Origin of the sequence: Thermus sp. NEB1569 (genome assembly GCF_022385295.1) — a bacterium.
GTDB lineage: Bacteria > Deinococcota > Deinococci > Deinococcales > Thermaceae > Thermus > Thermus scotoductus.
Map to the genome: position 1 here is coordinate 48,675 of NZ_CP092445.1, position 12,477 is coordinate 61,151.

Consider the following 12,477-nt stretch of genomic DNA (forward strand, 5'->3'; position numbering starts at 1 on the left):
ATGCTTCACCTGGTCCTTTTCCAGCCGGAGATCCCACAGAATACCGGGAACATCGCCCGCACCGCTGCTGCCTTGGGCTGGCCCCTGCACCTTATCCGCCCCTTGGGCTTCCGCCTGAGTGACCCTCGGCTTAAGCGGGCGGGCCTGGACTACTGGCCGCATGTGGACCTGCGCCTCCACGATACTTGGGAGGCTTTCTGGCAAAGCCTGCCCCCGGGTGCCCGGGTCTGGGCCTTTAGCGCCCGGGGGGATACCTGCCTCTATGGCGTGAGCTTCCAGCCCGGGGACTACCTCCTCTTTGGCCCCGAAACCCGGGGGCTTCCCCCAGAGGTCCTGACTCTTTTCCCCGGGGTGTACATCCCCATGCCGGGGCCGGTGCGCTCCTTGAACCTGGCGGTGGCCGTGGGGGTGGCCGCTTACGAGGCCTACCGCCAGCTTAGGGTAGCTCTATGAGGGCGTAGCCTTGAGCGTGGACCACCTCCACGCCCAAGGGGGTGCGATGCTGCCTCTTGGGGTTTGCCCCCAGGAGGGGGGTATGGCCGTGGACGTGGAGCCTTGGCCGGAAGAGGCGGTGGAAGAGGAGGAAAGCGGAGGCCCCCCGGTGGGCGAAGTCCCCTCCTGCCGTGGGCCCCGGGGGTGGGGCGTGGGTCAAGAGGATGTCCACCCCATGCCCCCTCCGAAGCCTCCGAGGGAAGGCTATGGGGAAGGGTTTCAGGGCTAGGCGGAGGAGCTCCCCTGGGGTAAGCTGCCCCTCTCCCTCCCGGTACCAGGGGACGCCGCCGATGCCATAGAGGAGGAGGCCCCGGTAGCGGAAGAGCCCGCCATGGAGGTTGACCACCCCTCCAGGCCGCCTCCGCTGCCCTGCCTCCCCCACCCACTCCTCCCCGTGGTTTCCGGGCACGAAAAGGACCGGGACCTGAACCTTGGTGGCCACGTACTCCAGGTACTCCCCGGGCAGATCCCCCGCCGCCAGGACCAGGTCAAAGGAGGGGAGGTTTTCGGGAAAGCGGGGGGAATGGATGTGGGGGTGGACCTGGTCGGAAAGGAGGAGGAGCCGCACGCTTCCTCCCCATTTTGCCAGAATGGGGGCGTGAAGGCCTACTCCACGGCCCACCTTTCCCTGGACCTGCCCGAGGGGCACCCCTTCCCCAGCTACAAGTATCCAGGGGTGGCCGAGGCCCTGAAGGGGCTCCTCCCCGTTCTTCCTGCTCCCGAGGTCCCGCGGGAGGCCCTTTTCCTGGCCCATGACCCTGCCTATTTGGAGAGGCTTTTCCGGGAGGGGCTTTCCCGGAAAGAGTCCTTGCGGCTTGGCCTTCCCTTTACCCCCTCCCTTCTCCGTAGGGCCCTCCATGCCGCAGGAGGAACCCTCCTCGCGGCGGAGGATGCCTTAAGGGAAGGCCTCGGCCTCAACCTCGCCGGGGGCACCCACCACGCCTTCCCGGACCGGGCCGAGGGGTACAGCCTTTTTAACGATGTGGCGGTGGCCGTGCGCTGGCTCAGGGCCAGGGGCTTTGCGGGGAGGGTCTTGGTGGTGGACCTGGACGCCCATCAGGGCAACGGCACCGCGGTTTTCTTCCAGAAGGACCCTTCCGTCTTCACCCTCTCCCTCCACGGGGAGCGGAACTACCCCCTGAAGAAAGAGACGAGCGACCTGGACGTGGGCCTGCCGGACGGGGTGGGGGACGAGGCCTACCTGAGGGCCTTAGACGAGGCCTTGGAGCGGGCCGAAAGCTTCCGGCCCCACCTCGTCTTTTACAGCGCCGGGGTGGATGTCCTGAAGGGGGATCGCTTCGGGAGGCTCGCCCTGTCCCGGGAAGGGGTAGAAAAGCGGGACCAAAGGGTCTTCGCCCTGGTCAGGCGGCTTGGGGTGCCCCTGGTGGTGGTCATGGGCGGGGGGTACAACCGTGACCCCCGCCTCACCGTGGAGGCCCACGCCCAAACCTACCGGCTCGCCCTAAGCTCCTTGGCGTAGGTGGCCGCCGCCTCCTCGAGGCTGAAGCCCAGGTTGCGGTAAAGCTCCAGGGCCCCGGTCTCGTGGTCGTGGGCCCGGACCCTCAGGAGGGTGGCGCCCTTTTTCTGCGCCAGCTTCGCCGCTTCCGCCAAGAGGGCCCGCCCGATGCCCTGGCCCCGGGCCTTGGGCACCACGCCGATATAGGCCACGCTGGCCTCCTTATCCTCCAGCTCCACCTCGGCCAGGCCCACGGGTTCGTCCCCCCGGTAGGCCACCAGGAGGTGGACATAGGGATCCTGGAAGTGTTCCCAAAGCTCCTCGTCCGTCCATTTGAGGCGCAGGGCCCAGCCCTCCTCGCTTTCCCGGTAAAGCTCCCGGTAAACCCCGGGGCCCGGGAAACCCTTTCGGATGACCACGCCCTCAGGGGGCGGGTAGTCCAGGCCCTCCGGGTTTTTCACGAAGAAGTAGGTGAGGTGCAAAAGGCCGAAGTCGGCCTTCTCCAGCACCTGGCGCAGGGTGTGGTTTTCCTCCCGGGGGAAGGCGTAAAGCCGCTCCAGGTGAAGCTCACTGGCCCGCTTTTCCGCAGCCTGGAGAAGGGGAAAAAGGTCCTCCTCCCGGTAGGCCAGGGGCCCCTCGAGGGCCGCTCCATCCCAAAAGGCATAAAGGCCCACGTACCCCGCCACCTCCCCATCCCGCAAGAGGACCAAGCCGTCCTCCAGCTCCTCGGCCAGGCCCTCGAGGTCCCGGGCCTCAGGGGCCAGAACCCCCCGCTTCGGGCTTTCGTCCATCCAGCGGAGGAGCTTTAGGAGCCCAGGAAGATCTTGGCGGGCCACGGGCCGGATCATGCTTCTAGTCTACTCCCCGTTCCCCGGGACGGGGCCAGGGACAAATGTCAAGCTTGTTCCTCAAGCTGACCCAGGTTGAGGGCCTTCACCACTCCTTCTTCGCCGTAGAACTCCACCACGGAAAGCCGGGCGTAGTCCTGCTCCACCCTGAGGCCTTCTTCCACGGGAAGGGGCAGGGCCAGGCTCAAGGCGGCGCGGTTTAGGGTGCAGTTCCCCACCACCAACAGGGCCTGGCCTCGATGCTTTCCAAGCAGGATCCTGATCGCCTCCCGCCCTCTTTCCCAGGCCTTCCTCAAGCTTTCCCCACCCGGGGGGGCAAAGCCGGCCTCGTCCTCCAGCCAGGCGGCCACTTCCTGCGGATACCGCTCCCGTACCTCGGCGAAGCTCAGTCCTTCCCATTCCCCCCAGCTTCGCTCCCTCAGTTCCAGGAGAAGGGCAAAAGGCACCCCAAGGGCTTCCCCAAGAAGCCCGGCCGCCTCGGCCTCGGCCAGGCTGTCGGCGGCGTAGACCCAGGCCACGGGGTAGCGCCGGGCCAGCCTGGCCAGGGAGCGGAGGGCCTGCCTGCCCTGTTCCGAAAGGGGAAGGCCCGGATGGCTGTAAAGCACGTGTTCGGGGTTTTCCACCGGCCCGGCGCGGGTGAGGAGCAGGGTGGTTTTGGGGTGGGGTCCCTTGAGGAAGTGGCCGAGGAGACCCATAGCCCTAGAATACGGGGGTGGAAAGGTGGGTCATCGTGAACCCAGCGGCGGGACGGGGAAAGGTAGGGAGGCTTTCCGGGTTCATCCTCAAGGCTGCCCGGGAAAAAGGAGCGAAGGCCTTCCTCACCGAGGGCCCGGGCCACGCCACCGAGCTTTCCCGGAATGCCCCCGAAGGGGCTAGGGTGGTGGCCGTGGGAGGGGATGGCACGGTGCACGAGGTGTTGAGGGGCCTGGCGGGCACGGAAAAGGTCCTGGGGGTGGTGCCCATCGGTAGCGGCAACGACTTCGCCCGCATGCTGGGCCTGAGGGAGCTTCCCTGGAGGGAGGCCCTGGAACTGGCCCTCTTTGCCCAGGAGGAGGCCATAGACCTCTGCTGGGTGAACGGCGAGCCCTTTGGGGCCTCCCTGGGCATCGGCTTCGATGCCCTGGTGGCCAAGAAGGCCCTCACCGCTCCCTCTTTCCTCCGGGGCATGCCCCGTTACCTTTACGCCCTCTTCGGGGTGCTTAAGGAGCTTCGCCTGCCCGAGGGGCGGGTGGCCGTGGATGGGGAAGAGGTGCACCGGGGGCCTCTTCTCCTGGTGGCGGTGATGAATGGCCCTGCCTACGGGGGAGGTATCCCCATCGCCCCTATGGCCGACCCCCGGGATGGCGTTCTCTCCGTGATCCTGGCCCGTTCCTTCACCCGGCCCGGGGTGGTCTTCATCCTGCCCCGGCTCCTTTTGGGCAGGCATCTTTCCCATCCCCAGGTGGTGGCCTTTGCGGGCCGGGAGGTGGTGGTGGAGTTCGCCCATCCTGTCCCCGCCCATGCGGACGGGGAGCTTCTTCCTGAGACTCGCCTTTACCGGGCCCGAGTGGAGCCTTTGGGCCTTAGGGTGGTGGGAGGCAGGGCAGGGCAGAAGGGGGAAAGGCCCCTTTTAAGCCCGGTGGGAGCGGGTTGAGGCCTGGAGGTTTGGAGAACCTAGTGGGCCTAGGTGTCTCCTCCTTCCACCTCCTCCAGCCTCAGCAAAAGCCGGCGGAAAAGGTGCAGGCGCTCCCTAAACCTCTCCTTCTGCAATCAGGATCCCCTCCTCCTCCACGGTTTTCTTAAGCCCTGGGGCCCAGGAGAGCTCCACCAGGTCTATCCTTTGCAGGATGGGAAGCTCTTCCAAAGCCTCCCGGATGCGGGCCAGGGTGGCCAGGTCCAGGGGCGGGTCGGCCCAGAGGGCCAGGTCGTAATCCGAGCGGGGGCTGGCCTCTTTCCGGGCCCGGGAGCCGAAAAGGTAAAGGCGGTAGCGCCTTCCCTTGAGGAGCTCTGCCACCCGCCTCGAGGCCTCCTTAAGCACTTCCTCGCGGGCTCCTTCCCCCACCCACGCATTGTAGCCCGTATACTTAGGCCATGCGCGGCCTTTCGCAAAGGGTTAGGGCCATGAAACCCTCGGCCACGGTGGCGGTGAACGCCCGGGCCCTGGAGCTTAGGCGCCAGGGGGTGGACCTGGTGGCCTTGACGGCGGGGGAACCGGATTTTGACACCCCCGAGCACGTGAAGGAAGCAGCCCGGCGCGCCCTGGCCCAGGGGAAGACCAAGTATGCGCCCCCGGCAGGGATTCCCGAGCTTCGGGAGGCCCTGGCGGAGAAGTTCCGAAGGGAGAATAGCCTTGCCATCGCCCCGGACCAGACCATCGTCACCGTGGGGGGGAAGCAGGCTCTGTTTAACCTCTTCCAGGCCATCCTGGACCCCGGGGATGAGGTGATCGTCCTGGCTCCTTACTGGGTGAGCTACCCGGAGATGGTGCGCTTTGCCGGCGGGGTGCCGGTGGAGGTGGAAACCCTTCCCGAGGAGGGCTTCGTGCCCGACCCCGAGCGCGTAAAAAGGGCCATCACGGCCCGCACCAAGGCCTTGGTGGTGAACTCCCCCAACAACCCCACGGGGGCGGTCTATCCTCGGGAGGTCCTCGAGGCCCTGGCCCGGCTTGCCCTGGAGCACGACTTCTACCTGGTTTCCGACGAGATCTACGAGCACCTCATCTACGAGGGGGAGCACTTCTCCCCGGGGCAGCTGGCGCCTGAGCACACCATCACCGTGAACGGGGCGGCCAAGGCCTTCGCCATGACCGGCTGGCGCATCGGCTACGCCTGTGGCCCCAAGGCGGTCATCAAGGCCATGGCGGACGTTTCCAGCCAGTCCACCACCAGCCCCGACACCATCGCCCAGTGGGCCACCCTCGAGGCCCTCACCAACCAGGAGGCCTCGAGGGCCTTTATCGAGATGGCCCGGGAAGCCTACAGGAGGCGGCGGGACCTTCTCCTTAAGGGGCTTTCCGAGATCGGGCTGAAGGCGGTGCGCCCGAGCGGGGCCTTCTACGTCCTCCTGGACACCTCCCCCTTCGCCGAGGACGAGGTGAAAGCAGCGGAAAGGCTCCTTGAAGGGGGGGTGGCGGTGGTGCCGGGCACGGACTTCGCCGCCTTTGGGCACGTGCGCCTCTCCTACGCCACCAGCGAGGAAAACCTGAGGAAAGCCCTGGAGCGCTTTGCGCGGGTTTTGCAAAGAGTCTAGGCCCTCAGGTTCCATCCCAGACCGGGAGGGCCTCCAGGGAGAAGCGCCTTAGGGCCTTGGGGTCAGAAAGCCGCTTGCTGGCATCCAGGATTTCGATGCCCAAAAGTTTTCCCTCGGCATCCCAGTCCAGGGCAATGCCTTCTCCCACCTCTTCCACGGTGGCCGGCCCCTCGCCGAAGGCGATGTACAGGGCATCGGCCTCGGGGTCATAGGTGATGCGCATGGTTTTCCTCCTTCAGTCCCCCCTTGGGGCGAATGGGTTTGTCCCGGGCTTCCATGGGCTCTAGAAGCGGCGCTTCTGCCTGGGAGCCAGGAGGAGCAGGGCCGCCCCCACCGTCACGCACACATCCGCCAGGTTGAAGACGGGGAAGGTGGCGATAAGGGGGATGGAGGTTCCCAGGTCCAGATAGTCCACCACCCAGCCGCGGCCCAGGCGGTCTATCCCGTTACCCAGAGCCCCCACGGTGATGAGGGAAAGGGCCAGGGTTTGCCAGAAGACATAGCGCCTTCGGGCCAGAAGGTAAAGGAGGAGGGTTCCCACCCCCAGGCTGAGCCACCCCAGGAGGAAGGCCCGGCCCTCGAAAAGGCCAAAGCCCGCCCCCGTGTTCTTGACCAGGGTGAGGTAGAGGAGGTCTCCCAGAAAGGGCCTCGGCACCGGGGAGAGGTTTTCCAGGGCCCAGAGCTTAAGGATCTGGTCAAAGGCGAGGAGGAGGGGCACCAGGATCGTGGGCATCCCCTAGAGTCTACCCAATGCCCCCCTTTGTGCTATACTCCATAGGGTTTGCCTTCGGGCACGGGAGGGTTTTATGTCCAAGGTGTGCGAGATTAGCGGAAAGAGGCCCATCGTGGCCAATAGCATCCAAAGGCGGGGTAAGGCGAAGCGGGAAGGGGGCGTGGGTAAGAAGACCACCGGCATTTCCAAGCGTCGGCAGTACCCCAACCTGCAGAAGATCCGCGTCCAGGTGGCCGGCCAGGAGATCACCTTCCGGGTGGCGGCGAGCCATATTCCCAAGGTTTACGAGCTTCTGGACCGGGCCAAGGGGCTTAAACTGGAGGGCCTTTCCGCCAAGGAGATCAAGGAAAGGCTCTTGAAGCTACTCTAAGGCCTTCCTCCCTTGGAAAAGCCCCCCTTGGGGGGCTTTTTTTGTAGCATGGGTTCATGGTCTGGAAGCCGGGGCATTATCTCCTTCTGGCCCTGGCCCTCTACAGCCTGGTGGTCACCCTGGGGTTTTCCCTAAGGGGAAGGCAGCTTGCCAGCCTGCGCCAGGAGGTGGGGATTCTAAGCCAGAAGGCGGCCCTGGCGCCCGAGGGGTATGTTCTTCCCCTACCGGGGGCCTGCCTGCCCACCAGGCCCGAAAACCTTCCGGGTGCGCCCCGTCCCTACCGCAAGGGGGTGAGCGCAGGCTTCGTGTTCATCCAAGGGGATGCCTGCGTGCCCGTGGTGCGGGGGATGGGGGTGGTGGCCGCTTTTGGGGGAGAGGTGGTGAGGGTGGAGGGGGATTACAAGGAGCCCTCTGCTGAGGAGTACCAGAGGCTTCTGGAAGCGGTGCGAAACGGGGCTTCCCCGGAGCAGATGGACCTCCTAAGGGGCCTCGAGGTCTGGATCCGCCACCCGGATGGCCGCACCAGCGTCTACGCCCACCTCGAGGGGCCCTACTCTGGCCTTAAGGTGGGGCAGAGGGTATACCGGGGGGATCCCGTCGGCTATGTGGGTAGCACCGGGCTCATGGGCGGGGCTCCCAGGCTTCTTTTTGAGATCTGGGAAGGGGAGCCCGACCGGGGGAGGTTCCTCTTTCAGGGCCTGGAGGGGGAAGAGCTCCTAAAGCAGGCCAAAGCCTTCTTCCGCTTACAATAGCCCTATGCGGGAGGCCTTCGCCCGGGTCTGGGAGAACCCGTATGTGCGGGTTCTCGTTTACCTCCTATTCTTCTTCCTCCTCTACCGCTTTCTCCTCCGGGCCTGGCCTGCCCTTTCCATCCTCCTCACCGCCTTTGCCATCGCCTACCTCACCCATCCCGTGGTGCGCTTCTTTGAAGGCAAAAGGCTTCCCCGGCTCCTGGGCGTGGTGTTGGTGTATCTGGGCCTGGGCCTTCTTGGTGGGCTGGCCTCTTTCCTCACCGCCCAAACGGTCTTGGAGCTTTCCCGCCTGGCTCAGGAACTCCCCCGGCTCTTGGATCCCTTTCTTGCCTGGCTTCTAGACCTGCCGGGCCGTGTACGGGCCATTCCCATCCCCGAAACCTTGAAGCCCGTTTTAGCCGAGGCCGGCCAGAGTTTTCAAGGCCTTGTCCAGGGGTTCTTGGACACGCTGGTCCGCTGGCTGCAGGGCCTCATAGGCCAGGGAGGGAACCTTTTGGGCTTTTTTATCTCCTTGCTGGGTGGGGCGTTCCAACTGCTCACCGCCCTTACCCTTTCCGTTTATTTCCTCTATGACCTTCCTCGCCTGGCCCAGGCGGCCTTGAGGGTGTTCCCGGAACCCTACCAGCCCCTGGTGGCCGAGCTGGCCCATAAGCTGGACCGAAGCGTGGGGGGGTATGTGCGGGGGCAGCTTTTGGTGGCCTTTTTGGTGGGCCTCATAGTGGGGGTGGGGCTATGGCTGGTGGGGGTTCCCCTGGCCGCCAGCCTGGGCTTTTTGGCGGGGGTCTTCAACCTGATCCCCTTTGTGGGAGTGATCGTCTCCGGGGTGCCCGCCCTCCTTCTGGCCGTCACCGGGGGCTGGCTTAAGGTGCTCCTCGCCTTCCTGGTCCTCTGGCTTGCCAACCAGGTGGAGGGGAATCTCTTGGGGCCTTTGATCGTGGGCCGCTCCACCCGGCTTCATCCGGTGACCGCCATCGCCGCCATCTTGGTGGGGGCCACCCTCTTTGGCCTATGGGGAGCGCTTTTGGGAGTCCCCACCGCTGCCTTCCTCAAGGTGCTTTTGGAGGAGTACTACAAGAAAAGCCGGTTCTACCGGGAGGGCTAGGTTATAGCCGGGGTCCCCGCCTTGGCGAAGCCAAGGCGGGGTGGCCTCACCGGGGTGGTATCACCAGTGCCCCCCCGCCGCCATGGCCTCCCGGAACCAGGGGGGTATCTCCTCGCCAAAACGCCTCTCGGCAAACTCCCGGGCAAAGGCCCCGTAGCTTCCTTGGCGGATGGCCTCCCGGGCCCTTTCCGTGAGGCGGTGCAGGAAGCGGAGGTTGTGCAGGGAAAGGAGGATGCCTCCAAGCATCTCCCGGGCGCGCACCAGGTGGGCGATGTAGGCCCGGCTGAAGGTCTGGCAGGCGTAGCAATCGCAGCCTTCTTCCAGAGGCCGTTTGTCCTCCAGGTACTGGGCATTTTTCAGGTTGATTCGCCCTTCCGGGACCAAGGCCGAGCCGAAGCGGCCCGTGCGGGTGGGGTACACGCAGTCAAAGAGGTCCACCCCAAGCCCCATGGCCGCCACCAGGTCCTCGGGATGGCCGACCCCCATGAGGTAGCGGGGCTTGGTTTCGGGGAGAAGCTCCGTGGAGAGGGCCACCATGCGGAACATGGCCTCCTTGGGCTCCCCCACGGCCAGGCCCCCGATGGCGTAGCCTGGGAGGTCAAACCGAATCGTCTCCAGGGTGGAGCGGCGCCTTAAATCTGGCTCCGTCCCCCCCTGGGCGATGCCGAAGAGGGCCTGGTCGGGCCGGGTCTTGGCCTTCAGGCTCCGCTCCAGCCAGCGCAGGGTGCGCTCCAAGGAGGCTTTTAGGTAATCCCGGCTTGCGGGGTAGGGGGGGCACTCGTCAAAGGCCATGATGAGGTCGGCCCCCAAGGCCTCCTGCACCGCGACGCTCCTTTCCGGGGTGAGCTTGATGAGGCGCCCGTCCAGGTGGCTTTGGAAGACCACCCCCTCCTCGTCAATGCGCCGCAGGTGTCCCAGGCTCATCACCTGGAACCCCCCGGAGTCCGTAAGCCAAGGGCCATCCCAGCCGGCAAAGCGGTGGAGTCCTCCCAGGGCCCTCACCCGCTCAGGCCCCGGACGGAGGAGGAGGTGGTAGGTGTTGGCTAGGAGCACCTGGCTGCCGATGGCCTTCAGGTCCTTGGGCAGAAGCCCCTTCACCGAGCCCTGGGTGCCCACGGGCATGAAAAGAGGGGTTTCCACCCTTCCGTGGGGGGTGGTGAGGAGGCCTACCCGGGCCCGGCCAGAGCGGGCTTGGATGGCGAAGCGAAAGGGATCCATCAGGCTTTGGAAAAGCGCCGCTCCACGTAGTCTTCCAAAAGGGCCAGGAAGTCCTGGGCCAGGTTCTCCCCCTTGAGGATGGTGAGGAGCTTCCCGTCCGCGTAAACCGGGGCCTTGGGTTCTTCCCCGCTTCCCGGCAAGGAGATGCCGATATGGGCGTGGCGGCTCTCCCCGGGGCCGTTCACCACGCACCCCATCACCGCTACCTTGAGCTCCTCCACCCCTGGGTACTTCGCCCGCCATTCGGGGAGCCTGGCCCTCAGGTGGGCGTTTACGGTTTCCGCCAGTTCCTGGAAGAAGGTGCTTTGGGTGCGGCCGCACCCCGGGCAGCTGGTGACCTCCGGGGCGAAGCTTCTAAGGCCCAGGGCCTGGAGGATCTCCTGGGCCACCTCCACCTCCTTGGTCCGGGGCTCGCCGGGAGCGGGGGTGAGGGAGACGCGGATGGTGTCCCCGATGCCTTCCAGAAGCAGGGGAGCAAGGGCTGCGGTGCTGGCCACGATCCCCTTCACCCCCATCCCCGCCTCGGTAAGGCCCAGGTGAAGGGGGGCTTCGGTGCGGCGGGCGAGTTCCCGGTAGACCCATACCAGGTCCTTGGCCTTGGACACCTTGGCGGAAAGGACGATCTTGTCCTCCCCTAGCCCCAGCTCCCGGGCAGCCTCATAGGCCCGCACGGCGCTTTCCACCAGGGCTTCCAGAAGGACCTCGTGGGCGCTTTTGGGCTCAGGGCGGCGGGCGTTTGCCTCCATGAGCTCGGTGAGGAGGGCAGGGTCCAGGCTTCCCCAGTTGGCCCCGATCCTCACCGGCTTCCCCAGGTCCATGGCTATGCGCACCATCTCCGCGAAGTTCTCGTCCTTATGCCGCCCCCGGCCCAAGGTGCCCGGGTTGATGCGGAGCTTGTCCAGGGCCTCGGCCATTTTAGGGTACTTCCTGAGGAGCAGGTGGCCGTTGAAGTGGAAATCCCCCACCAGGGGCACCTCCACCCCCTCCACGAGGAGCCTTTTCCTGATCTCCGGGACGGCCCGGGCCGCCTCCTCGTCGTTCACCGTGAGGCGCACCATCTCGCTTCCCGCCCGGTAGAGGGCCAGGATTTGCGCCGTGGTGGCCTCCACATCCTGGGTGGGGGTGTTGGTCATGGACTGCACGGCCACGGGGTGGGCGCCCCCTATGGGCACCCGGCCCACCCAGACCGTAGGGGTAGGTCGCCTCATCCCCTCCATGGTAGTCCATTGGGGAAAAGGGAACTCCCGGACAGGCCACCTTCCTGGCCAGAGGGGCTTAGCCCTCCTTTCCGGGGAGGCGGACGGGGGGAAGGGCGGCCTCTATGGCCGGGCGCTGCCCTTCCAGCCAAGGGGGGAGGACGAGGCGCTCCCCCAGGGCCTCAGGGTCCTCGTCCACAGCAAAACCTGGCCCCTCCGTGGCCAGCTCCAAAAGGACCCCTCCCGGCTCCCGGAAGTAAACGGAGCGGAACCAGAAGCGGTCGATGAGGGGGGTGGGCCGGAGCCCCCAGGCCAGGGCCGCCTCCCTCAGGGCCAGGGCGTGGGCCTCGTCCCGCACCCGGAAGGCCAGGTGGTGGACCCCCCCTACCCCCAAGGTTCCCCGGCGCCCCCCAGGAAGGGCCCGTACCTCCAGGAAAGACCCCTCCTGCTCCAGGATCCAGCCTGCCCCGTCCCCCACCTGGCGCTGGCGGTAGCCCAGCACCCCCTGGAGGAAGGCCAGGGTCGCCTCTACCTCCCGCTCCAAGATCCGCGCCCCCAGAAGGCCCCGCACCTGGTGCTCCGGGGGAACGGGGCTTTCCTCCCAAGGAAGGCCCGGACCTTCCGCAGCCGTGAAGGCGAGGGGCAGGCCGTGGGGGTCGGGGAAGAGGAGGGCGGGCAGGCCAAAGCGCTCTCCCCTTTCCAAGGGCCTGCCATAGCGGGCCAGGCGCGCTTCCCAGTAGCCGAGGCTTTCTGGAGGCACGGCCAGGGCCACCTCCACCGCCTGTCCCACCCCCAAGCGGTGGGGAGGGAGGTGGGGGTAGGGGAAGAAGGTGAGGGCAGTGCCGGGGGTGCCCTGGCGGTCGGCGTAGAAGAGGTGGTACGTGGCGGGGTCGTCCTGGTTTACGCTCCGCTTGACCAGGCGTAGGCCTAAGACTCCCAGGTAGAAGTCCAGGTTCTCCTGAGGATCGCCGGCCAGGCAGGTCACGTGGTGAAGCCCCAGGGTACCCTCCATGGGGCCAGGGTACTCCTCTGGAGGCGGGACGAAGGTGAGGGGGAAAACCCTTTACTTTTGGTTCCCGCGC

At 66.2% G+C, this 12,477-nt stretch carries 16 protein-coding genes; 7 read left to right on the plus strand and 9 right to left on the minus strand.

The window, feature by feature from the left end; all coding sequences use genetic code 11:
* On the plus strand, positions 1 to 453 hold the full coding sequence (locus tag MI302_RS00740; protein ID WP_126165103.1) for a tRNA (cytidine(34)-2'-O)-methyltransferase: 453 nt from the start codon (positions 1 to 3) through the stop codon (positions 451 to 453).
* Here the strand turns inward: MI302_RS00740 and MI302_RS00745 are convergent.
* Positions 437 to 1,060, minus strand: coding sequence for a metallophosphoesterase (locus MI302_RS00745; protein ID WP_026329078.1), 624 nt, complete (start codon positions 1,058 to 1,060; stop codon positions 437 to 439). The genes MI302_RS00740 and MI302_RS00745 overlap by 17 nt on opposite strands.
* A 30-nt stretch (positions 1,061 to 1,090) precedes the next feature.
* Between MI302_RS00745 and MI302_RS00750 the strand changes: the two genes are divergently transcribed.
* A complete protein-coding gene (locus MI302_RS00750) occupies positions 1,091 to 1,972 on the plus strand; it encodes a histone deacetylase (RefSeq protein WP_239725931.1) in 882 nt (293 codons plus the stop codon).
* Here the strand turns inward: MI302_RS00750 and MI302_RS00755 are convergent.
* Positions 1,942 to 2,796, minus strand: coding sequence for a GNAT family N-acetyltransferase (locus MI302_RS00755; RefSeq protein ID WP_239725932.1), 855 nt, complete (start codon positions 2,794 to 2,796; stop codon positions 1,942 to 1,944). The genes MI302_RS00750 and MI302_RS00755 overlap by 31 nt on opposite strands.
* Positions 2,797 to 2,843: 47 nt before the next feature.
* Entirely contained in the window at positions 2,844 to 3,491 is a 648-nt protein-coding gene (locus tag MI302_RS00760) for a histidine phosphatase family protein (RefSeq protein WP_054391528.1), read from the minus strand.
* A gap of 17 nt (positions 3,492 to 3,508) precedes the next feature.
* Here MI302_RS00760 and MI302_RS00765 point away from each other — a divergent pair, with 17 nt between their 5' ends.
* Positions 3,509 to 4,429 (plus strand): diacylglycerol kinase family protein, encoded by a 921-nt coding sequence (locus MI302_RS00765; protein ID WP_239725933.1) that lies wholly within the window; start codon positions 3,509 to 3,511, stop codon positions 4,427 to 4,429.
* Positions 4,430 to 4,525: 96 nt separating this feature from the next.
* On the opposite strand, the gene MI302_RS00770 is transcribed toward MI302_RS00765, so the two are convergent.
* Complete coding sequence (locus MI302_RS00770) at positions 4,526 to 4,837, minus strand: nucleotidyltransferase family protein (protein ID WP_126208781.1); 312 nt, start codon at positions 4,835 to 4,837, stop codon at positions 4,526 to 4,528.
* Positions 4,838 to 4,866: 29 nt separating this feature from the next.
* On the opposite strand from MI302_RS00770, the gene aspC reads away from it, so the two are divergent.
* On the plus strand, positions 4,867 to 6,024 hold the full coding sequence (gene aspC / locus MI302_RS00775; protein ID WP_126208780.1) for an aspartate/prephenate aminotransferase: 1,158 nt from the start codon (positions 4,867 to 4,869) through the stop codon (positions 6,022 to 6,024).
* A 4-nt stretch (positions 6,025 to 6,028) separates the two neighbouring features.
* Here the strand turns inward: aspC and MI302_RS00780 are convergent, their stop codons facing one another.
* Both MI302_RS00780 and lspA read right to left on the minus strand, forming a co-directional pair.
* Positions 6,029 to 6,247, minus strand: coding sequence for a DUF2283 domain-containing protein (locus MI302_RS00780; protein WP_015718308.1), 219 nt, complete (start codon positions 6,245 to 6,247; stop codon positions 6,029 to 6,031).
* A gap of 60 nt (positions 6,248 to 6,307) precedes the next feature.
* Complete coding sequence (gene lspA / locus MI302_RS00785) at positions 6,308 to 6,757, minus strand: signal peptidase II (RefSeq protein WP_239725934.1); 450 nt, start codon at positions 6,755 to 6,757, stop codon at positions 6,308 to 6,310.
* 73 nt (positions 6,758 to 6,830) lie between these two features.
* On the opposite strand from lspA, the gene rpmB reads away from it, so the two are divergent.
* From rpmB to MI302_RS00800, 3 genes are read left to right on the plus strand one after another with little or no spacing between them, the layout of a single operon-like run.
* Complete coding sequence (rpmB, locus tag MI302_RS00790) at positions 6,831 to 7,127, plus strand: 50S ribosomal protein L28 (RefSeq protein WP_015718306.1); 297 nt, start codon at positions 6,831 to 6,833, stop codon at positions 7,125 to 7,127.
* Positions 7,128 to 7,183: 56 nt separating this feature from the next.
* A complete protein-coding gene (locus tag MI302_RS00795; protein ID WP_239725935.1) occupies positions 7,184 to 7,879 on the plus strand; it encodes a M23 family metallopeptidase in 696 nt (231 codons plus the stop codon).
* A 4-nt stretch (positions 7,880 to 7,883) separates the two neighbouring features.
* Positions 7,884 to 8,981 (plus strand): AI-2E family transporter, encoded by a 1,098-nt coding sequence (locus tag MI302_RS00800; RefSeq protein WP_239725936.1) that lies wholly within the window; start codon positions 7,884 to 7,886, stop codon positions 8,979 to 8,981.
* 60 nt (positions 8,982 to 9,041) lie between these two features.
* On the opposite strand, the gene tgt is transcribed toward MI302_RS00800, so the two are convergent.
* The 3 genes from tgt to MI302_RS00815 all read right to left on the minus strand — a co-directional run bounded on the left by tgt (position 9,042) and on the right by MI302_RS00815 (position 12,407).
* Positions 9,042 to 10,199: a tRNA guanosine(34) transglycosylase Tgt gene (gene tgt, locus MI302_RS00805; RefSeq protein ID WP_239725937.1), complete on the minus strand. Its 1,158-nt coding sequence runs from the start codon at positions 10,197 to 10,199 to the stop codon at positions 9,042 to 9,044.
* On the minus strand, positions 10,199 to 11,407 hold the full coding sequence (ispG, locus tag MI302_RS00810) for a flavodoxin-dependent (E)-4-hydroxy-3-methylbut-2-enyl-diphosphate synthase (RefSeq protein ID WP_370687351.1): 1,209 nt from the start codon (positions 11,405 to 11,407) through the stop codon (positions 10,199 to 10,201). The genes tgt and ispG overlap by 1 nt, the downstream gene beginning before the upstream one ends.
* A gap of 67 nt (positions 11,408 to 11,474) precedes the next feature.
* On the minus strand, positions 11,475 to 12,407 hold the full coding sequence (locus MI302_RS00815) for a VOC family protein (protein ID WP_239725939.1): 933 nt from the start codon (positions 12,405 to 12,407) through the stop codon (positions 11,475 to 11,477).
* Positions 12,408 to 12,477 lie beyond the last annotated feature (70 nt).